Source organism: Paenibacillus salivarius (assembly GCF_051307165.1).
Classification (GTDB): domain Bacteria; phylum Bacillota; class Bacilli; order Paenibacillales; family Paenibacillaceae; genus Fontibacillus.
In genome coordinates, this window is the sequence record NZ_CP195592.1 from 3,848,531 (window position 1) to 3,869,521 (window position 20,991).

The following is a 20,991-nucleotide window of genomic DNA, read 5'->3' on the forward strand; positions in this document are numbered from 1 at the left end:
TTCATTACTGAAGGGCCGTTCGGAAAAACAGTTTAAGTACCGGAGCGTCCTCCGACCGAAAGTTTTTTTCTGGACCAGACATATGAAAAAGTAAAACGGAATCACCCTTCGTCTCCCCCTTCATAATCACCTGGAATGATTACAAGCTAACCGATTCCCGATCGTGATGTTTCGATTCTGGGTAAACCATAATGCCCCATCAGAATCTGTAGTGATAAAAAAAGGCAACGTTTCGCGGGTAGACAGATCATATTCCGTAATCTCCCCTCCAGCGTTTATCCTCCCGATCTTCCCGCTATTCATTTCGGTAAACCAGATCCCGCCGTCGGGCAAAACAAAAAAAGAGGTCAATCCGTTGAGGATCGCCTCTTTTTCAAGCCGATTTCACCGTTCAGTTATTTATACGGCTGAATCATCTGAATCGTACCGTCTTCGTTGTACTTCAGTTCGGTAAACTTGACGCTACGCTTATTGTCGGCGCCGCCGGACAAGGAGCTGTCATGGTAAAACAGGTACCATTTGTCCTTGAACTGGACGATCGAATGATGGGTGGTCCAACCTATCACAGGCTCGAGAATTTTCCCTTTGAAGACGAAAGGTCCTTGCGGATGTTCTCCGACGGCATAGACAATGCTGTGCGTCGTTCCCGTTGAGTAAGAGAGGTAATAAAGTCCGTTGTACTTATGCATCCATGGACCTTCAAAATATCTTCTTTCTTCATCGCCGGCCAAAATCGGGTTGCCGTTCTCGTCGACGATCGAAATTTCCTTGGGCGACTCTTTAAAGCTCAGCATGTCATCGCTTAATTCGGCGACTCTCGGCCCTAAGGCCGGCGCATTCTCGGCAGGTCCTTCCGCATCCGGAACAAAGCTGCCCGTTTGCCATTTCTCCAGTTGTCCGCCCCAGAGTCCGCCAAAATACATGTAAGCCTTTCCGTCATCATCCACGAAAACCGCCGGATCGATACTGAAGCTCCCCGGAATATAGTCCGGCTCCGCCTTAAACGGTCCCGCAGGCGAAGAACCTGTGGCCACGCCGATTCTGAAGATATCGTCCTTATCCCGGGCAGGGAAGAACAAATAATATTTGCCGTCCTTATATGCGGCGTCCGGTGCCCACATTTGCTTCGTGGCCCACGGAACATCCTTTACATGAAGCACTTCGCCGTGATCGATGCAAGGAGCATTTTCATCCTCCAAAGAAAGAACGTGATAGTCCTCCATATCGTATTGGTCGCCGTTATCGTTCGACTCCATCACATGATCCAAATCGTGGGACGGATAAATGTAAATTTTCCCTTCAAATACGTGTGCGGACGGATCAGCCGTATAAATATGAGTTACCAACGGCTCGTTTTGTTGAGCGGGTTTCGTCACGTCGTCTCCTCCTAAAGTCTTGGTCTGCATACATACCTATCGTATCAGACAAACCGTAGCCGGTTAAGCCGCCAAAGTATAGTTTTAATCCAGAAAAGTTTACATCTTCTCCGCCCGTTTCCGATTTCAAGCTTTCGTTTCCAGCGTCTTCTTCCAAATGCCGAGGACGAGTCCGGATACGACCGCGCCGATCAGCACAGCCAGCATAAACAATAGAGCATGATTGGCCAGAGCCGCTACGAAAATACCGCCGTGCGGCGCGGGAACGTTGATGTTCCACAGCTGGGTCAAGCCCCCGGCAATCGCCGAGCCGAGAATACAGGAGGTCAGGACGCGCAGCGGGTCGGACGCGGCAAACGGGATCGCGCCTTCCGTAATGAAGGAAAGACCGAGCACATAGTTCGTGACGCCGGATTTGCGCTCCTGCTCCGTGAATTTTCTTTTGAAGAACGTGGTCGCCAACGCAATCGCCAGCGGCGGAACCATACCTCCGGCCATAACGGCCGCCATCATCGCTCCGTTGGTGTTTCCGCTGGAGGTGAAAACGCCGATGGCAAATGCATAGGCCGCTTTGTTGAACGGTCCGCCCATATCGATCGACATCATCCCCCCGAGAATCAAGCCGAGAAGCACCCGGTTCCCCGTGCCCAAATTGTTAAGCACATCGATAAGCCCTTCATTGATCCAGCTGAATATCGGGTCAAACACATAAAACATGACCGTGCCCGCGATCAAGAGACCAAAGATCGGATACAGCAAGATCGGCTTTAAGCCGTCCAGCGTTTTCGGCAAGCCGGCGAATACCTTTCGCAGCAGGATCACGACATAACCTGCCAGGAAACCGGCCGCCAGACCTCCGAGGAAACCGGCGTTCGAGTTAACGGCCATCAATCCGCCGACCATACCGGGCATTAAGGCAGGACGGTCTCCAATGCTCATGGCGATGAAACCCGCCAATACCGGAATGAGGAAGTGGAACGCTCCGTCACCGCCGCCAAGCGCCTGCAGAAGCTGGAATAATGGATGATTTTCTCCGGCCACCTGCTCGATCAGAAATGAAATCGCAAGCAGGATCCCTCCGCCGACGACGAACGGCAGCATATGGGAAATCCCGTTCATCAGATTTTTGTATATGCCGCTTCCGATGCCGGCCTTCTCCCCCGAACCGGAGTTCGCCTGGGCCGATCCCTGATGGCGGTAAACCGGCGCATCCCCGTTCAACGCCTTACGGATCAGCTCCTCCGGCTTACGTATCCCGTCGCTGACCGGTCTTTGTAGAACGGGCTTGCCTTCAAAACGGGCCATTTCCACGTTTTTGTCCGCCGCGATGATGACGCCTTTGGCACGCCGGATTTCGTCATCGGTCAGTACGTTGTTCGCACCCTCGGAACCGTTCGTTTCGACGCGAATGGCAACTCCCATTTCCTTTGCCTTTTTCTTCAACGCATCTTCCGCCATAAAGGTATGGGCGATGCCCGTAGGACATGCCGTAACGGCGATAACGAAATCCTCCGGAGAGCCGCTTTGCTCCGCTGTGTTTTTACCGCCTTCGATAGCGGCGGAGCTCGCCGAATCCGCTTCCTGCTTCCGTTCACGTTCTCGCTTGCCTAGTTTCTCCGCCTCTTTCGCGGCTTCCTGTTTGGCTTGCTCTTCATCGAACAAAGCAGCGACGGCATCCGGCGTTTGGGCAGCCATCAGCCGGCTGATGAAATCGCTGTCAATGAGCAGCCTCGAAAGAGCCGCCAGTGTCCGCAGATGCGTGTTGGCAGCTCCCTCCGGTGCGGCGATCATGAAAAACAAGTGAGCCGGTTCGCCGTCCAGGGCTTCGAAATCGACTCCTTTTTCGCTTTTGGCGAACACGACCGTCGGCTCGTTGACGGCTTTGGTTTTGGCATGGGGCATGGCAATACCTCCGCCGATGCCGGTGCTCGATTCCTCCTCACGGCGCAGGATCGCATCCTTAAACGCCGCCGGATCGTTGATCCGGCCGTGCGCCGTCAGGCTCGCGATCAGCTCGTCGATCGCCGCTTCTTTATTTTCGGCCCGTAAATTCATGATCATCGTTTGTTTTATCATCAGGTCCGTAATTCTCATTTATGCTCACTCCCTGTTGTATGGTTGGTCTTGTTCTTCCGTTTCATGAACGAATAGCACGTTATGCCCAGCGGATAATGGTTACCTTCGGCAACAAGTCCTCGATCAGCGATTTTTCCGCCAGATCGTCGGAAAAGGCCGTCGCGCTGCCGCAAGCCACGCCGGTGCGGAACGCCTCCAGCAGATCCCCGCTACGCGCCATGCCTCCCAGGAATCCGGCAATCATCGAATCGCCGGCTCCCACCGAATTGCGCACTTTGCCCGAAGGTACGTTTGCATGAAAGATTCCTTCCTTGGCGATCAGAAAGGCCCCTTCCCCGGCCATGGAAACCAGGACGTGCTGTGCCCCTAATTCAAGCAGCTTTTGGCCATGAATAACGATCTCCTCCTTGGATTCCAAGGTGGTGCCGAACAATTCGCCAAGCTCATGGTGGTTAGGCTTCACGAGTAAGGGACGATGGGGAAGCGCCTCAAGGAGCGCTTTACCGGTTGTATCGATGACAAATTCGGCATCCCTTTGCTTGCATGCAGCGATTAAGCGACCGTAAAAATCATCGCCAAGCGAAGGTGGCACGCTGCCCGACAAAACCACGATATCCCCGCTTTCCAGGCTTGAAAGCTTTCCAAACAACGCTTCCTTTTCCGCCTCGCCGATGTCGGGACCTTGTCCGTTAATTTCCGTCTCTTCCCCATGTTTCAGCTTGATATTGATTCGGGTATCTCCCGCAATATGGACAAAATCGGTGCGAAGCGATTCCTCCCGAAGACAATCCTCAATGAAGCGGCCGGTGAATCCGCCGGCGAAGCCGAGAACGGTCGTGTCGGTACCAAGCCTGTTCAGAATGCGGGATACGTTGATCCCTTTGCCACCGGGAAGCTTCAAGTCCCGGTTCATCCGGTTAAGACCACCGATCTGTAATTGCTGGACATGCACGATATAATCTATGGATGGGTTTAACGTCACTGTATAAATCATTTTTATCCCTCGATTACTTTTGTTTTTTTCAGGATCGGTTCCCGCCAGTGTTCCGGCAGCGTTTCGATAATCAACGCCGCTTCCTCGAGATCGAGCAATTTTGCGAAAGTGATATCTCCTAATTTGCTCGAATCCGCCAGAACGTAAGTCTTTCCGGACAACTGATGGGCCCGCCTTTTAATCAGCGCCTCCTCCGGGTCGGGGGTAGTATAGCCCATTTCCGGATCTACTCCGTTGGTTCCGAGGAAACATTTATCGAACCTGAAATTTTCCATATTTTGAAGAGCAATGCTGCCGATGACCGCTTTGGTACGCATCTTCATCATTCCGCCGAGCAGATAGCTTTGAATGTTCTTCTTTACAAGCGCTTCCACATGGGACAGTCCGTTGGTAACGACCGTTATATCTTTAGCTTCTATATATGAAATCATGGCCAGCGTCGTCGTCCCGGCGTCCAGATAGATGCAATCGCCGTTCTCCAGCTGCGAGGCCGCAACTTGGGCTATCGCATTTTTTTGTTGAACGTTTTTGAAGGTTTTCTCCTCCATACCGGGCTCTGCGGATTTCTGTCCGAGCAAAGCGGCGCCGCCGTGAATCCGTTTGAGCAGCTTCCGTTCCTCCAGATCGACGAGGTCGCGCCGTACCGTTGATTCGGAAGCGCCCAGCAGCTCCGTCAGTTCTTGAAGCTTGACGATTCCACGCTCCTGTAAGCGCTCTAAAATAATTCTATATCTCTCTTCAGTAAGCATTTTCATTCCCCCATCTGTTCTTATCGTACCATAAATTCGTTCAAAATCAATCATAACATTTCATTTTCATCCAAGATCACTCAACCGCTCAATAACCTCCCCTCAATTATCCGCCTCTTTTTCAAAATCAAAAATACAGGTACAATAAATAGGATTAGTAAAAAATTTAAGCATGTAGGCTCAACATCGGAAAGGATAGACTCAAAAATATGATTATTAAACCACGGACACGCGGCTTTATTTGTACGACGGCACACCCTGCAGGATGCGCACGCCAGGTAGAGCAGCAAATTGATTACGTTAAAAACCGGCCCGCCGTTCAGGGTCCGAAAAATGTGCTTGTTATCGGTGCCTCCACCGGGTACGGACTGGCATCCCGCATCGTCGCAGCATTCGGCGCGCAAGCCAACACCGTAGGGGTTTATCGCCCTAGCGCAGCCAGCGCGACCCGGACGGCTTCTGCGGGCTGGTACAATTCCGCCGCATTCGAAAAGGCGGCGCAGGCAGCCGGACTGAAGTCTTTCAGTGTGACGGGAGATGCCTTCTCCGGGGAAACCAAGACTAAAACGGCCGAACTGATCCGGGAGGAACTGGGGCAGGTTGATCTGGTTATTTACAGTGTGGCTACGGCACGGCGAACCGATCCCGCCACCGGACAAAACCGGAACTCCGTTTTGAAACCGATCGGAGAATCGTTTACGAACAATACCGTAAATTTCCATACCGGGGAAATCAGCAGCATTACGCTGGAGCCCGCAACGGAGCAAGAAATTGCCGATACCGTATACGTGATGGGCGGCGATGATTGGCAGCAGTGGATCGATGTGCTGGAGCAAGCCGGAGCCTTGGCGCCCAACGCTACGACGGTCGCCTTCTCCTACATCGGATCGCAAATTACGATGCCGATCTATCGCGAAGGCACGATCGGACAGGCGAAGGATCATTTGGAGGAAACCGCCCGGAATCTCGACAAGCGGCTCTCCGAGGGTGGCGGACACGCATTCGTTGTCGTAAGCAAGGCGCTGGTGACCCAGTCGAGCTCGGCGATCCCCATCGTCCCGCTCTATATGTCTTTGCTCTACAAAACGATGAAGGAAAAGGGAATTCACGAAGGCACCATCGAGCAGATGTACCGCTTATTCTCGGACCGGCTTTACACCGGTCAGCCTGCACCCGTCGACGAAGCGGGACGCATCCGGCTCGACGATTGGGAAATGCGCGAAGATGTTCAGGCTGAAGTCACGGAGCTTTGGGACAAGCTGACGACGGAAAATATTTTTGAGCTGTCCGATTTGGAAGGTTTCCGGCGCGAATTTTTCCAGCTTTTCGGCTTTGAATTCGACGGCGTGGATTATGAAGCGGATATCGATCCTGTCGTTGAAGTACCTAACGTGAAGTAAGCGAAACAAAAAAAGGAACCGGCAAGGTTCCTTTTTTTGTTTTCCCCATCGAAAATGGGTTCTCTTGTGGTTACCGCGACCCTTCTTCATTCAACCTCTTCATTTCCGCATAATATTCGGCGATCCCGGCGCTGACCTCGGCCATTTTTCCCACCAGGGACAAGGGTTCGAGTATGTTGAGTGATTTGCCGTAAGGCAAAAGAAAATACGGCGCGTAGGAATTAAGGGAAGCCTGCTCAAGCCGGAAATGCGCTTCCATCGGCTCCCGGGTAACGAGCGCATGGCCGAACAGCCAATGCCTGCACAATTCATTTAATGCTTGCTCCGGCCCGGCAATCCGCACGGAGACCAAGACCCCGCCGTCGACCGATCCCGGAAGCAGACTTTTTAACAGATAATCTTTCGCTGAAAATGAGGCGGGCCTTTCAAAGCGCTCCTCCGTCGGATGAAGCTCTATGATCCGGTCTGTTCGAAAGCTTCGTACCGATTGCCTCAGTCTGCAGTAACCGACCGTATACCAACAACCTTTCCAATGAACGATGCCATACGGATCAAAGCTGCGGGAAACCGGGGGTTCATTCCGCCCTTTATCGTAAAGCATTTTGACGGTTATTCCGTAAGCTGCCGCATCCTCCAATATTTGAAGAAAGGCCCGTTCCCGCTCTTCCAAAGGAGGATAAATGACAGACATCCCCTGATCATGCAGCTCCATTCGATGAAGCTGTTCTTCATTCGAGTACATTTTCAGTTTGGCGACCGCGCTTTCCAAAGCTTCCGTATGCGGATATCCGGCTTCCCTGGCAAAGGTCGAAGCGTGGACGAGCGCTTTTTGCTCTTCCTGATCGAACAGCAGCGGGGATTCCTTGAATCGGCCCAAAATCCGGTATCCGCCGCCCGGGCCGGAATCGGCGATAATGGGCGCGCCGCTCACGCACAATGCATCGATGCAGCGATAGACCGTTCTGATATGAATTTCCAGCTTGTCCGCAAGCTCCCGGGCCGTCATTTTCTTTCCGGACCGGAGGAGCCACAGGATGGACAGCATGTGATCGGCTTTGGACATGTCGCTTTCCTCTCGTCGTTACCGGGAACAACGTTCATTCCCTCTCATTTCTTCCCATTATATATGAACACGCTAATGAAATGGATGTCATCTTTTTATGTTTGTTTACTTCAACGGTTCCATCCCTGCATCCACCCAAGACTCATAGGTTTGTCCATACACTTCCGGAATTCTCAAACCGGCTTGTCTCATAAGCACGGTCATTTGGCCCCGATGGTGCGCTTGATGCATGACCGTAAATCGCAATGTCGCCCCGTTCTTCCAAGACTCCCCCATCATCTCCACGGTTTCCAGCAGACTTTCGTCATTCCACTGCGTTCTCACCGCTTCCAGTAACGCCCGGCTGATCTTTCCATATTCCGCCGCAATCGTCGCCGCGGAGGATGGAACTTCATTTCCGCCCGCCGGTCCTTCGAAAACCAGACCGCAACCGGTCATGTAGTGCGGAGAAAGGACCAAGTGCCAAGCTATGTCCCCCAACGTCCTTCTTCCGGGAATAATTTCCCGGGAAAGCGAGTCATCCGTGAGCGCCTCCATGACTTTTTCCGTCAGTTTCAGTTCTTCTTCCCATTCTCTTGCAAAATCGCTGATTTTAGTGAACATCTTCATACCTCCATCGGTTTCGGTATTGATTCAATGGAAGTATATAAAAAAATCACTGACAGAATCGGTCAGTGATTTTTAAAAAAAGGGCTGCCCTCCACTATTTCTACCTAAGGAGGACAACCCGGCATGATTCGGTTCTAATAAACGTACTTAGTTCATATCTATCATTTCAACAGCCAAAGCGCAGGAACATTGGCAGGTTCCCAACCGACCAGTGAAGTATGGCTTTGGCGGCATTCATACGTGTTTCCGTTGTAGCTGACCAGGGTGCCGACCGTGTAAGCTACATTCGGAGCCCAAGGCTGTGCTTCGGACGGTGCAGCCGTGGTAGCGCTTACGGAATTGCTCGCCGCGGATTCATTACCGGCCGCGTCTAAGGCTCGAACCGTAAAGGTATACGCCGTACTCGCGCTTAGCCCGGAAACGGTAAACTCGGTGGTCGTTCCGGAAACCGTTCCGGCAAGCACCGTCCCGCGGTAAATTTTATAGCCGGTGACTCCCACATTGTCCGTGGAAGGACTCCACATCAGATGTACGCTGGAGGAGGTCGGCGTTCCCATGACATGCAGATTACCCGGGGCCGTCGGAGCTTGAGTATCATTGGCAGGCGGGCTTGTCGTCACCGTGACGGAATTGCTTCCGGCGGACAGGTTGCCTGCGGAATCGACAGCCTTGACTTGGAACGTGTAGGCCGTGTTCGCGTTCAAACCGGTGACGGTGTAGTTCAAGGTCGATCCGGACACGGACGCGATTTGGGCGGATCCATTGTAAATCCGGTAGCCGGTTACTCCTACATTATCCGAGGAAGCTCCCCAGGACAAATTGACGGTGCTTGAGGTTACGCCCGAGTAAGCAAGAGCGGTCGGTGCCGTCGGAGCCTGCGTATCCCCTCCCGGATTGCCTCCCCCGAAATTCACGTCGATTACGTTATAAAAAGCATTGGCCGTGTCGGCGATTTCCCAAACCGCCAAAATAACATGGTAGCCTGTTCTTTGCGGAACGTTGCATGTATCGGAATACGTGTACGGCGGCTGAACGCCTCCGTAATTTACGGTACAAAACGGAGTCAGATCGAACGAATTCCGTGAAAGAGGCGCGTTCGGATCCCAATCCGGTTTGGTGATATAGTACTTAAAGCTGGCCGTGGCGTGAGGGGCGCTCATCTTCCAGGTAAACGTATTGGTTCCGGGAGAAATATTCACCTTTGTCCAACGGGTCGCGGACTGCTCGTCCAGCTTCGGAAAAATTCCGCCCGCGCTGGCGATTTTTCCGTCAGCAGGACCGGCTGCGGGAAATCCTTTTGGGGCCTCAAGACTTTGCGGCTCGTATACGATGGCTCCGCAGTCCGTGTTCTGGCCGTTTTTGCACAAAATGGCCCGGCTGCCCGGAGAATCCACATAACCGTGCGCCGAGGCTTTTTCGGATAACAGGACCGTACAAATAACAGCGAGCAACATGATTCCAAAAGAAGCAAGCACCTTCATAATCGGTAATTTCATAAATTGAGAAGCTGCCATCTTAATTCCTCCTTAAATGTTGGATTGGTCATTTCCATTGCCATGCTGTTTTCTCCTGTTCATTCCATCGAATTCGATCCCGTCCTCCTTCCGTGCTAAATTAGCCGGGCATGACTGCAGTCTGCCTGAAAACCCGTATCAATACGACGAGCCTCCCCCCTTCTCTGCGCAAATTTATATAAACCTCGAAAGGTTTATATACGGATCACATAAAAACGTTAAGATCATTGCCGAAATTAGGATGTAATTATTGGGAAGATGTGTAGGACAGCAAAACTGCGGATGAAAAAGAGGATTTAAAAAAAGGAAATATTGGAATCTTGTCCAATTATAACTCCATCTGTGAATGAAATGTGAATAATTCAGGAAGTTCATTGATTTTTGACATAAATTGTAGTTTTTTATAAATTCCATAGTTTGCGTTTTTCTTGAACAAAAAAGAGCCCTTCAAGCCGGCCGTTCATCGCTGCCGACCCGAGGGGTCCCTTTGAATCGTTTTATGAAAATAGGCTGCGTATCTCATCCATCCGGCTCATGGCCAACTCATATCCATGCTTACAGCTTTCACGCAGCTTGGAGATATCCTTTTCAAAGCTGTCCAGCGGCATTTCAGGCCGAAGTATGACCGCTTGTCCATCCCTCTCCAGCTGTTCGCAAAAAGCGACGGTTTCATTGTAACGCTCATGCCTGGTCAACAGCACCTGTTCAAGATTCGGATATTTGCGGCGCAGCAGCCGGGCTACATGGGCATTTCGTTTGCTGAACGTTTTGCGGTAGCCCTCCGGCTGGGTCAATACGATCAGATGCTTGCCGTTGCCGTCGGCAATCGCCTTCCGGACAGGTATCGGATCAACCAGCCCGCCGTCATAGTATTTCTGCCCGTTCAATTCGATCGCGGGAAAAACGAGCGGAATCGCGCATGTGGCACGCAGCATCGTCCAGTGCTCATCCGCCTCCATGCCATCCATATATTCGGGGAGCCCGGTATGGGCGTTAGTTACTCCGACCAGGAGCTTGCCCGTATATTGACGGTAGGTTCCCGTATCAAAAGGAATCAGCTTTGCGGGAATTTCCCCGAATACAAAATCAAGTCCGAACAGGCTCCGATTTCTTAAAAAATTCCGGTAGCCTATGTATCTGGAGTCGTGACGGTATTTTTCCATAATTTCCAAATTTCTGCGTTTCTGCTGCGATATATAGGATATTCCGTTGCTGATTCCGGCCGAAACGCCGATACAGTAAGGAAACATCAGTCCCTGATCCAACAGCGCGTCCATCACGCCGCTGCTAAAGATCGGACGAAGCGTTCCCCCTTCCAAAACAAGGCTTGGCACTGTACATCCTCCTTTGTGTTTAAACCGCCTCATATTCAAATCATAGATCAAGGTGCAAAAAAAGAAAAGGAGCCCCAGCGGGCATAATAATGCCCTTTGGAACAGCTCCCCCATACGTAATATCGATTAAATGAACGTTCTGGACACAATGACCAACAGGATGAACAATACCAGGATAACGCCGGTCGAAGTAAAGATTCCGCCACCGTATCCGCCCACATTGTTTTCGCAGTAACCCGACATCACATTCCCTCCCTTATTCAGTATACGGTATCATATTATTTCAAAAGCGCCGTTGGCACGGCTACCGCATAGAGCAATAAAGAGGCCTTTACCTGAATTCGGAATCCTTGTCCGCTATCCCAACTCTTTGTTCGGTTTGGGCTGCTTCAAACGCCATTTTCTCCACTTGCGCCATCTTACGTAAAGAATGGCAAACACGATGACTCCGAGGAGACTGAAGATATAGACCAGGTAGTTTTCCACGATCCCGATGACAGCCTGCCATTGATCGCCGAAAATATAGCCTATTCCGACAAAGGCGACGACCCAGATCAACGCCCCCGGATAAGCGTATAGCGCAAATGTTCGGAACGGAATCCGAATAATGCCGACGAAATAGCCGAAAAACTGTCTTACTCCGGGAACAAAAAAGCTGATCAACAGCATCCGGTTTCCGTATTTGTCGTAGATTCGCCTCGTCTTTTCAATATAGGAAGGCTTCAAAAACAGCCACTTGCCGAACCGCTGAATCAATGGCGCTCCGACATGATGCCCGATCAAATACGTGATCGTGATTCCGATGCATGAGCCCGCAAAAGCGGCCAATATGACCGGCAGCAGATCTAGAATACCTTTGAATGCCAAGTATCCGGAATACGTTAAAGTCGTTTGTCCCGGAGGAAGCGGCAATGCGATAAAGTCTACGGGGAGTCCGAGAAGCAACACGAAATAACCGTATTCCCGAAACATCCCTTCAATCCATTCCAACAAGTTCATATATGCATGGTCTCTCCTCTAATGACACTTCCGAAATTTGCCAGATCGGACTGGTTCGTATGTATTATCATTATGAACGGCAAACCTGCGATTCAAAATAGCCCGTGGTCGCGGATTTCTCCCCGACTTCGGACGGAGCCGGCCGGCTTGTCCAACATCTGCGTCAGTCCAAGGATCAATTCCCGCTCTTTCTCAAGCATATTTTGCGTGTAATAATAAAGTTCGGAAGAGTACATCAAGTACTTGCTGTCCCCGCTCGACAGCGAGAGCTTCTCCAGCCGTTCCTTTTTATCCTCAAGAATCTGCAGCCGGTCATCAAGCAGCCTCTTGCGGGTCTCGTTATTAAGCAGGTTATAAAAAGCGAGCCGGATGCTCCACTCCTCATCGTTCTCGATAATGTCCGGCGTAAAATGGTTAATCGCGTCGTGGAAAACCTGACGGCCCTTTCCGGTAATCGCATATACGTGCCTGTTCGGCCTGCCTTCCTGTTCCTCCATCGTCTTGCTGACCCAACCGCGCTCTTCGAACTGCCTCAGTTTAGGATAAAGCGAGTTGTTGTTGATGATTTTTTTATTGTTCATGACAAAAACGATATTTTTCTTGATATCATAGCCGTGCTTGGGTCCCTGCATCAGTTGGGCCAGAATCAGTATTTCAATGTCCATGCAAATCCTCCGAACTTTCCATTCCCTATTCATCCGTCTCGTATCCCTATATTTTACTCTATCCTAAATAACGTGCCAATGTTTAGTTGTTAAACTTGTGATTATATTCACATATTATGATTCAACATGCGCTTATACTTAGGTTAAATTAACCTATGTTATTTTAAACTTATAACGAAAGGAAGAGGCATGATGGCATATCCTTACTTGTTCAGCCCCCAAAAAATTCGCGGCATGGAATTAAAGAACCGGATCATTCTCCCGGCCATGGGAACAAAGATGAACGAACCCGGAGGGTTCGTCAGCCAGCGGCTGATCGACTACCATGTGGCCCGTGCCAAAGGCGGATGCGGCTTAAACACCGTGGAAGTCACGACCGTGCATCCTACGGCATATACGGCGGATTCTCCGGCCATCTTTGACGATAAATTCATTCCGGGGATGAAAAAACTGGCGGACGCCATCCGCGAGGCCGGTGGCAAGAGCTGCCTGCAGCTTTGGCATGGCGGAAAAGTGGCGAATAACCCAGATCAGGTGTCGTCTTCACCCGTTCCGTTCGAAGGCGTCGCCATGATCCCGAGAGAACTCTCGACTCCGGAAGTTTCCGAGATGGTCCACGCCTATGCGGATGCAGCTGCACGAGCCAAGCGCGCCGGTTTTGACAGCGTCGAGTTCCATGCCGGACACGGGTACCTGCCGCAGCAATTTTTAAGCCCGGCGATGAATTTTCGCCAGGATGAATACGGCGGCTCCTGGGAGAACCGGACCCGTTTCCCGCTCGAATGCATCCGGGCGATCCGGCAAACTGTCGGGCCGGATTTCCCGATTCTCATGCGCATTTCAGCAATCGAGGATTTGCCTGGCGGACTTACGCTGGAGGATATGAAGGCGTTCTGCGTGCTGGCCGAGCAGGCCGGCATCGATGCCGTCAATGTGTCGCGGGGCGTACCCGCCGGGGCCGCCATCAAATATGAGGTGCCGCCGATCGATCTACCGGTGGGATTTAACGTCGACAATGCGGCGCAAATCAAAGCCGTTGTCGGCATTCCCGTGATCGCGGTCGGCCGTATCAACGACCCTGCCGTAGCCGACAGGATTATTGCCGAAGGCTTGGCCGACTTGGTGGCGATCGGCCGGTCCCAGCTCGCGGATCCGGAGTTTTGCGTCAAGGCGGAAAGCGGCCGCGAAGCCGAAATCATCAAATGCGTCGGCTGCGACCAAGGGTGTTTCGATGCCTTCGTGAACCCGGATGTGCCGTTTATCAGCTGTATGTTTAATCCCTCCACCGGCAGGGAACGGGAATATGAACTGATACCGGCCGAGCGTTCAAAACGCGTCCTGATCGCCGGCGGCGGGCCGGCCGGTCTGGAGGCGGCCGTTACGCTTAAGCGCCGCGGCCACGTCCCGATCCTGTGCGAGAAAAGCTCGACGCTCGGCGGGCAGCTCTATATCGCCGGTGCGGCGCCACGCAAGGGAGAAATGATGCAGGCTGCCGTCTCCATGGGCGAAGCGGCCAAGCGCGCAGGCGTTGACATCCGGCTTGATACCGAGGTTACGCCGGATTTGATCCGCGAGATCGCGCCTGACGAAGTCATACTCGCCACCGGTTCGGCACCGGTAACCCTTCCCGTCGAAGGGACCGAGCTACCGCATGTCGTGAATTCGCATGACGTGCTGTGGGGAACGGTTCGTCCTACCGGTAATATCGTCATTATCGGCGGCGGGCTGGTCGGCCTTGAAGTGGCCGAATTGCTCGTCGAGCGCGGGCAAAAAGTAACCGTAGTCGAGATGCAGGCGGAGGTTGCCGCGGATTTGGGTCTCCTTCGCAAAATATGCGTTATGGAAAGCCTTTATGGACATGGCGTAGAGCTGATCACAAACAGCAAATGCCTCGCCATCGGGCCGGACCGCGTCACGGTCGATCAATCCGGGGATAAAATAACTCTGCCTGCCGATTTTGTCGTCCTGGCTGTCGGATCACGCTCGCGGGACAAACAAAGTCTGATCGAGTGCATGGAGCGGCTAAGCATTCCTTACCATATCGTCGGCGACGCCAGACAGGCCCGCCGGGCGTTGAACGCCATCTGGGAAGCGGCAAGAACAGCTAGAGCGATCTAATACCTGCGAACAACAGCAATAAACCCGGTCGGCATGATGCCGACCGGGTTTTTCGTCCGTTTAGCCAAATCTTCCGGAAATATAATCATCCGTTCGTTTGTCCGTAGGATTCGTAAACATTTTGCTTGTGTCATCGTACTCCACCAATTCCCCCATCAGGAAGAAAGCCGTTTTTTCAGATACCCGGGCTGCCTGATGCATGTTGTGCGTCACGATGATAATGCAGTAATCCTGCTTCAAATCGTAAATCAATTCCTCGATTTTCGCGCTCGACACCGGATCCAGCGCGGATGCGGGCTCATCCATCAGGATGATGCTCGGATTGACCGCGATCGATCTTGCGATGCAAAGCCGCTGCTGCTGCCCGCCGGACAACGACAACGCCGAGCGGTGCAGCCGGTCCTTGGTCTCTTCCCATAGGGCCGCCTTGGTCAGCGACTCTTCCACGATTTGATCGAGCTTCTTTTTGTCTTTGATGCCGTGATAACGCGGGCCAAACGCGATATTTTCATAGATCGATTTATGGAACGGATTCGGGCGCTGCCAAACCATGCCGATTTTTTGCCGAAGCAGGACGACGTCCGTCGACGGATCATTGATGTTTTCATCCCCGATCCATATTTCACCGGTAATCCGCGCGCCGCCGATCAAGTCGTTCATCCGGTTCAAACTGCGAAGAAACGTCGATTTACCGCATCCCGAAGGACCGATCAAAGCCGTCACCTGCTTGGATGAGAAATCGAGAGAAATGTTCTTGACCGCTTGCTTTTCCCCATAGAATACGCTCAAATCCTTGGTGGACAATTCGATTGTTTGCATAGAGTCCTCCTATTTCGTAGCCGTGAATTTCTTGTGCAGCAGGCGGCCTACCCATCTTGCCAACAAGTTGAAGAGCAGCACGGTAATAATCAGGACGGCCGAAGCGCCGGCCGCAATTTCCGGAGCATCCGGTGCGAGCCCCTCCGAGTTGATTTTCCAGATATGGACGGCCAACGTTTCCGCAGGGCGGAACGGATTCAGCGGCGATGTCGGGCTTAGCGGGTTCCAGTTCCCGAAGTCCAGTCTCGGGCTGCTCATGCCCGCGGTAAACAGCAGGGCTGCCGCCTCACCGAACACCCGGCCTGCCGCCAATATCGTACCGGTCAAAATGACGGGCAAAGCGATCGGCAGCATCACGGATTTGATCGTTTTCCATTTGGATAAGCCCAAAGCCAAGCTTGCTTCTTTCTGCGACTGCGGCACACTGGCCATCCCTTGCTCCGTGATCCGGACCATCAGCGGCAGGTTGAACACCGTTAACGCGAGCGCGCCCGAGAACAGCGAGAAGCCGAATCCGAACACGTTCACGAAAACAAGCAAACCGAACAAGCCGACCACGATCGACGGAAACGAAGACAATACCTCCACGATCAAACGGATAAAGTTGGTGACTTTTCCCGGCTTGGCGTATTCGCTCATATAGATGCCCGCACCCAGACCGAGCGGAATCGTAATGATCATCGTCAGCACGAGCAGGAACAGGGAGTTGAACAGCTGCGGTCCGATCCCTCCGCCCGCCTTGATCGTCTGCGGCGCCGAAGTCAGGAAATCGAAGCTGATATGACCGAGGCCGCGAACGAGAATAAAGCCGAGTAAACCGGCCATAATCAGCATGATAATGCCTGCAAAACCGATAATGACGGCGGTGGCGATTTTATCTGCGGTTTTGGCGCTCATCGATTTGCCCTCCTCTCAAGCCAGCGGACAATGAAGACAAACACGAAGGTCATCATCATCAAAATTAATGCCAGCGTCCAAAGCACATTGTTTTGTACGGAGCCCATGACGGTGTTCCCCATACTAAGCGTAATGACGCTTGTCAACGTCGAAGTCGATTCGAACAAGGACTTCGGTATATGCGGCGCATTCCCGATCACCATCTGCACGGCAAGCGCTTCGCCGAATGCCCGGGCCATGCCAAGTACAACCCCGGTCATCAGCGCCGGAAGCGTGGTCGGGATGACCGTACGCGCCAACGTTTGCCATCTTGTGGCCCCGAGCGCATAGGATCCTTCCTTCAGTCCGGACGGAAGCGCCGCGAGCGCATCGGTCGCGATCGAGGTCATCGTCGGCAGGATCATAATGGAAAGCACGCTTGCCCCGGCAGCGATCCCGAGACCTTGCCCCGGAAAAATATCCCGGTAAAAGGGCACGATCACGCTTAATCCGACAAAGCCGTACACCACGGACGGAATCCCGGCCAACAGTTCAATCGCAGGCTGCAAATATTTTCTGCCGACTTTCGGCATAATTTCGACCATGAACAACGCCGCGCAAATGCTGAGCGGTGCGGCGATGATCGCCGCGAGAATCGACGTACTGAAAGAACCGACAATAAAGGGCAAGGCACCAAAGAAAGGCGGCTCTCCGTCCGGCTTCCATTTCGTGCTGCCAAAAATCTCCCCAAAGGAAATTCCGTTTTTAAAAAACGAACTTAAACCCTTGGTAGCGACAAAATAGACGAGGGAAAAAATCGTCACAACCAAAAGCACAATACATAAGGAGGTAAAAACCTTACCAGTCCACTCTTCGATAATGTGCTGTTTAATTTTCTGCTTTTCTCTGGACTGAGCCATGAGACCTCTCCTTTTTTACAGCACAGAAAGAGGCAGAAGAATCCGCCTCTTGTCTTGCCGAATGATGATATCCGAATTATTATTTCGTGATATTGCCGTCAACGTCGCGTGTCACTTGCATTTTCTTGATCGGAATATAGCCAAGTTCTACAACATCGCCTTCATCGCCTTGCACTTCATCCGATACGATATAATCAAGGAACGCTTTTACGATTTCATTCGGTTCGCCTTTTGTATACATATGTTCATATGCCCATACAGGATAAGTTCCGTTCGCCACGTTGTCTACAGTAGCTTCAACGCCTTCGTACTTCACGGTTTTCACTTTGTCGTCCAGGTAGGAAAGCGCCAGGTAACCGATCGCTCCAGGGGTTTCGGCAACAAGCTTTTTAACCGTACCCGAGGAGTCCTCTTGGATTGCTCCTTCGAGGTCATCCGTTTTGGTTCCGAGGGCATATTTTTCAAAAGTAGCACGTGTACCCGAGCTGGACGGTCTGTTGACGATTTGGATTTTTTGATCCGGGCCGCCTACGTCTTTCCAGTTCGTGATTTTACCGGTGAAGATTTGAACCAATTGATCTTTCGTCAGGTTGTCGATCGTTACATCCGGGTTCACGACAGCCGCCATAGCTACAACCGCAACTTGATGGTCTACCAATTCGCTTGCTTGAGCCGCTTCCAGCTTCTCTTCGGCAAATACGTCGGAGTTACCGATATCCGCTTGCCCGCCGGAAACTTGCGTCAAACCAGTACCGCTGCCGCCGCCTTGAACTTGAATCGATACCTTTGCGTTTTGGTCCATGAACTTCTTGGAAACTTGGTCCACCAATGGTTGCAATGCGGAAGAACCAACCGCCAAAATCGAACCTTCCAGCTCGGAAGCCGCGTTGCCGCCGTTCGCCGCCGATGCGGAATTCGTGGTGTTACCCGAAGCGCTGTCGTTACCTGCGCCGTTATTTGTTTTGTTGTTATTTTGACCGCATGCCGCCAAAGCCAACGTCAAAATCAAAGACATTACCAATACCAAACTTTTTTTCATTGTTCAGGTTTCCCCCTTGATTTGTTTGTACAAAACCGATTATAGAACCCAAGTATCAATCCTATGTTTTTGTTTTGTAAACGCAGTGTAAAATAATAGATTTACTCAAAAAAAGGTGAAAACCATAGAAATTTAAGCGCTTCTTGCTTGTAATTTGCCCAACACGACGAAAAAGCACTCCATTCCCCGCATCTCTGCGGTTAACGGGTGCTTCTCGCTGAAACTTCAATCGTTTGAAATTTATATCTTGATGGCTATGATACGGATCCTGCTGGTATCCAACAACCACTGGCCTTCTTTATAAAGATGGGGCTTTACCTGATCCTCAATCGCTTGGTAAACCGACGCCAGATCTGCCGGGGAGACATCCGCAAAAAAGTAATGGGCGAACTTATCCAGCCAAAACCGGACTCCCGAAGCTGCCTTTAAAGGCGTTGGCCTGTCGAAATGCTGCGCCGACATGATGCGAAAGCCTGTCTGTTCCAGCAGGCTAGCGTATTCCCCGATGGTGGGGTGATACCATGGATTGCGTCCCTCCCACACATAACCATGCGATTCCAACGCTTGTTTTATGGCGGAGGTTAGCGCGGCGATATTACCGCTTCCGGCGAATTCGGCCACGAACCTGCCGCCCGGCCTCAAGGCGTGCCAAATCGAAAGGGCGACGGCCGGCGCATTCTTCATCCAGTGCAAAGCCGCATTGGAAAAGACGGCGTCAAACCGGACATCAGTCCGGTAAGTATGTGCATCTTCCACTTGAAAATCGAGATCGGGATATTTCCGTCTGGCCTGATTCACCATCTCCTCCGAAAAATCGATCCCTGTGGGAATTGCTCCAGCCGCTGCAATCTCTGCGGAATATCCTCCCAACCCGCAGCCGAGGTCCAAGATTCGCTCCCCGGGCAAAGGCTTGAGCAAAGACATAATCCCTTCCTCCGGCCCGCCGCCGGACATTGAATAATCATTGTTCACGAGATTCGATCCCTTCTTTTTTATTGTAGATTTAAAAGTTATATAATATCCGTAATTAAGCAATAAATTTATTGTCCTTGAACTTACAAGGACAATTTTGACCGATCCACCAAATCGATGATTTTGGTATTCTTCAGATGCTGCTCCATGGCTCCTTCAGCCTCCATCATCACTCGATGGATAACGCAATCGGAATTCCCGCTGCCGCAACATTCAAACAGCGAAGTTGAACCTTCGATCGCATAAATGACGTCCAGAAAGGAAATGTCCTCTTTCCCTTTTTTCGTCCGGTATCCCCCTCCCGCTCCCGAAGCCGACTCGATCAATCCCGCTTTGACCAGCTTCGTAAGTATTTTTGAAAGGTAGGTGGGGGATACATTTTGCTTGTCGGCCAACTGCTGAACGCCTACCGGTTTGTCCGGCGAGAAGGCGATCAAATAGAGCATGGTATGAAGGGCATAATTCGTCGCTTTTGAATATTTCATTTCAATCCTGATCTCCTCGTAATTAAAGACTTCACGTATCTATAATACCCTTTGTTAATTCTACTTGTCAAAATAAAACGACCGAACCCATGGAATCCGGATCCGATCGTTTCGTCAAAGCCTCTTAGTCATTGTCAGTGCTGTTTTTGGACAGCAATCCCTTCAGCTCTTTCATAAACATATTGATATCTTTAAACTGGCGATAAACGGAAGCAAAGCGGACATAAGCAACTTCATCTACCGGGTACAACTGCTCCATGACCAATTCTCCGATTTGTTGGCTTTCCACTTCGGCATTGGCGGATTGGCGGAGAGAACGCTCCACCTCGGAAACGATCGATTCCAGCTGTTCAACCGACACCGGACGTTTCTCGCAGGCACGAATCAAGCCTCTAAGCATTTTTTCGCGGCTAAATTCCTCGCGGCTACCACCCTTTTTGATCACGATCAGAGGCATCTCCTCAACCATCTCAAACGTGGTAAATCGGCGATTGCATTTTTCGCATTCCCGGCGGCGCCGGATAGAACGGTTTTCATTGGCCGGCCTCGAATCCAGAACCTTGGTCCCTAAATAATCGCAGTACGGGCATCTCAAAAGAAAGGCCCTCCTTTCCGGAAGCTCTTTAATCTTATCATCATTCCAAAATTCCAAAAATTCTCTTTAAAAAGAGGTAATGAACTTTCACTTCATCGAGCATAATACTGTTACCAACCGCAAGGAGGTGAACATCATGGCCCAAAACAACAACTCTTCGAATAACCTGGTGGTTAGACAAGCCTCTGGTGCTCTGGAACAAATGAAATTCGAAGTAGCCCAAGAGCTTGGTATTAATTTCCCTCAAGACGGATATGCAGGTAACCTGACTTCTTACGAAAACGGTTCGATCGGTGGTTTCATTACCAAACGTTTGGTGACTCTGGCCGAGCAACAGCTCGCAGGTCAATTCCAATAATCAAACCGGCGGACACGGGGAAGCATAGAC

The 20,991-nt window shown here is 51.5% G+C and carries 21 protein-coding genes and 1 pseudogene; 3 read left to right on the forward strand and 19 right to left on the reverse strand.

Annotated features, from left to right (window positions below; all coding sequences use genetic code 11):
• Positions 1-156 precede the first annotated feature (156 nt).
• The 5 genes and pseudogenes from ACSFXJ_RS17785 to ACSFXJ_RS17805 all read right to left on the reverse strand — a co-directional run.
• A pseudogene (locus ACSFXJ_RS17785) lies at positions 157-330 on the reverse strand (virginiamycin B lyase family protein); the annotation flags it as partial.
• A gap of 65 nt (positions 331-395) precedes the next feature.
• Positions 396-1,376, reverse strand: coding sequence for a glycoside hydrolase family 43 protein (locus ACSFXJ_RS17790; protein ID WP_435921752.1), 981 nt, complete (start codon positions 1,374-1,376; stop codon positions 396-398).
• A 126-nt stretch (positions 1,377-1,502) separates the two neighbouring features.
• Entirely contained in the window at positions 1,503-3,470 is a 1,968-nt protein-coding gene (locus ACSFXJ_RS17795) for a PTS fructose transporter subunit IIABC (protein ID WP_435921753.1), read from the reverse strand.
• Between the two features lie 61 nt (positions 3,471-3,531).
• The gene (gene pfkB / locus ACSFXJ_RS17800; protein WP_435921754.1) at positions 3,532-4,446 is read right to left on the reverse strand and encodes a 1-phosphofructokinase; all 915 of its coding nucleotides are present in this window, start codon (positions 4,444-4,446) and stop codon (positions 3,532-3,534) included.
• A 2-nt stretch (positions 4,447-4,448) separates the two neighbouring features.
• On the reverse strand, positions 4,449-5,195 hold the full coding sequence (locus ACSFXJ_RS17805; RefSeq protein ID WP_435921755.1) for a DeoR/GlpR family DNA-binding transcription regulator: 747 nt from the start codon (positions 5,193-5,195) through the stop codon (positions 4,449-4,451).
• A 209-nt stretch (positions 5,196-5,404) separates the two neighbouring features.
• Between ACSFXJ_RS17805 and fabV the strand changes: the two genes are divergently transcribed.
• On the forward strand, positions 5,405-6,595 hold the full coding sequence (fabV, locus tag ACSFXJ_RS17810; RefSeq protein ID WP_435921756.1) for an enoyl-ACP reductase FabV: 1,191 nt from the start codon (positions 5,405-5,407) through the stop codon (positions 6,593-6,595).
• Positions 6,596-6,665: 70 nt separating this feature from the next.
• Here the strand turns inward: fabV and ACSFXJ_RS17815 are convergent, their stop codons facing one another.
• The 7 genes from ACSFXJ_RS17815 to ACSFXJ_RS17845 all read right to left on the reverse strand — a co-directional run bounded on the left by ACSFXJ_RS17815 (position 6,666) and on the right by ACSFXJ_RS17845 (position 12,779).
• The gene (locus tag ACSFXJ_RS17815; RefSeq protein ID WP_435921757.1) at positions 6,666-7,658 is read right to left on the reverse strand and encodes a helix-turn-helix transcriptional regulator; all 993 of its coding nucleotides are present in this window, start codon (positions 7,656-7,658) and stop codon (positions 6,666-6,668) included.
• Positions 7,659-7,763: 105 nt separating this feature from the next.
• Positions 7,764-8,261 (reverse strand): DinB family protein, encoded by a 498-nt coding sequence (locus ACSFXJ_RS17820; RefSeq protein ID WP_435921758.1) that lies wholly within the window; start codon positions 8,259-8,261, stop codon positions 7,764-7,766.
• A gap of 167 nt (positions 8,262-8,428) precedes the next feature.
• Positions 8,429-9,781 (reverse strand): lytic polysaccharide monooxygenase, encoded by a 1,353-nt coding sequence (locus tag ACSFXJ_RS17825; protein WP_435921759.1) that lies wholly within the window; start codon positions 9,779-9,781, stop codon positions 8,429-8,431.
• A 497-nt stretch (positions 9,782-10,278) separates the two neighbouring features.
• On the reverse strand, positions 10,279-11,115 hold the full coding sequence (locus ACSFXJ_RS17830) for a patatin-like phospholipase family protein (RefSeq protein ID WP_435921760.1): 837 nt from the start codon (positions 11,113-11,115) through the stop codon (positions 10,279-10,281).
• A gap of 126 nt (positions 11,116-11,241) precedes the next feature.
• Positions 11,242-11,358 (reverse strand): YjcZ family sporulation protein, encoded by a 117-nt coding sequence (locus ACSFXJ_RS17835; RefSeq protein ID WP_435921761.1) that lies wholly within the window; start codon positions 11,356-11,358, stop codon positions 11,242-11,244.
• A gap of 114 nt (positions 11,359-11,472) precedes the next feature.
• On the reverse strand, positions 11,473-12,114 hold the full coding sequence (locus tag ACSFXJ_RS17840) for a DedA family protein (RefSeq protein ID WP_435921762.1): 642 nt from the start codon (positions 12,112-12,114) through the stop codon (positions 11,473-11,475).
• Positions 12,115-12,206: 92 nt separating this feature from the next.
• The gene (locus ACSFXJ_RS17845) at positions 12,207-12,779 is read right to left on the reverse strand and encodes a PadR family transcriptional regulator (RefSeq protein WP_435921763.1); all 573 of its coding nucleotides are present in this window, start codon (positions 12,777-12,779) and stop codon (positions 12,207-12,209) included.
• 189 nt (positions 12,780-12,968) lie between these two features.
• On the opposite strand from ACSFXJ_RS17845, the gene baiCD reads away from it, so the two are divergent.
• The gene (gene baiCD / locus ACSFXJ_RS17850; RefSeq protein ID WP_435921764.1) at positions 12,969-14,897 is read left to right on the forward strand and encodes a bile acid Fe-S flavoenzyme BaiCD; all 1,929 of its coding nucleotides are present in this window, start codon (positions 12,969-12,971) and stop codon (positions 14,895-14,897) included.
• A gap of 60 nt (positions 14,898-14,957) precedes the next feature.
• Here baiCD and pstB read toward each other — a convergent pair whose 3' ends face one another.
• The 7 genes from pstB to nrdR all read right to left on the reverse strand — a co-directional run bounded on the left by pstB (position 14,958) and on the right by nrdR (position 20,603).
• The gene (pstB, locus tag ACSFXJ_RS17855) at positions 14,958-15,716 is read right to left on the reverse strand and encodes a phosphate ABC transporter ATP-binding protein PstB (protein ID WP_435921765.1); all 759 of its coding nucleotides are present in this window, start codon (positions 15,714-15,716) and stop codon (positions 14,958-14,960) included.
• A 9-nt stretch (positions 15,717-15,725) separates the two neighbouring features.
• Positions 15,726-16,613, reverse strand: coding sequence for a phosphate ABC transporter permease PstA (gene pstA, locus ACSFXJ_RS17860; RefSeq protein WP_435921766.1), 888 nt, complete (start codon positions 16,611-16,613; stop codon positions 15,726-15,728).
• On the reverse strand, positions 16,610-17,512 hold the full coding sequence (gene pstC / locus ACSFXJ_RS17865; RefSeq protein ID WP_435921767.1) for a phosphate ABC transporter permease subunit PstC: 903 nt from the start codon (positions 17,510-17,512) through the stop codon (positions 16,610-16,612). The genes pstA and pstC overlap by 4 nt, the downstream gene beginning before the upstream one ends.
• Positions 17,513-17,591: 79 nt before the next feature.
• On the reverse strand, positions 17,592-18,551 hold the full coding sequence (locus tag ACSFXJ_RS17870; protein WP_435921768.1) for a phosphate ABC transporter substrate-binding protein: 960 nt from the start codon (positions 18,549-18,551) through the stop codon (positions 17,592-17,594).
• Between the two features lie 240 nt (positions 18,552-18,791).
• On the reverse strand, positions 18,792-19,505 hold the full coding sequence (locus ACSFXJ_RS17875; RefSeq protein ID WP_435925797.1) for a class I SAM-dependent methyltransferase: 714 nt from the start codon (positions 19,503-19,505) through the stop codon (positions 18,792-18,794).
• Positions 19,506-19,606: 101 nt separating this feature from the next.
• Positions 19,607-20,008 carry an RrF2 family transcriptional regulator gene (locus ACSFXJ_RS17880; RefSeq protein WP_435921769.1) on the reverse strand — a complete coding sequence of 134 codons (402 nt, stop codon included), beginning with the start codon at positions 20,006-20,008 and terminating at the stop codon, positions 19,607-19,609.
• Between the two features lie 124 nt (positions 20,009-20,132).
• Entirely contained in the window at positions 20,133-20,603 is a 471-nt protein-coding gene (gene nrdR / locus ACSFXJ_RS17885; RefSeq protein WP_435921770.1) for a transcriptional regulator NrdR, read from the reverse strand.
• 136 nt (positions 20,604-20,739) lie between these two features.
• On the opposite strand from nrdR, the gene ACSFXJ_RS17890 reads away from it, so the two are divergent.
• Positions 20,740-20,961, forward strand: a complete 222-nt coding sequence (locus ACSFXJ_RS17890) for a small, acid-soluble spore protein, alpha/beta type (RefSeq protein WP_435921771.1) — start codon at positions 20,740-20,742, stop codon at positions 20,959-20,961.
• Positions 20,962-20,991 lie beyond the last annotated feature (30 nt).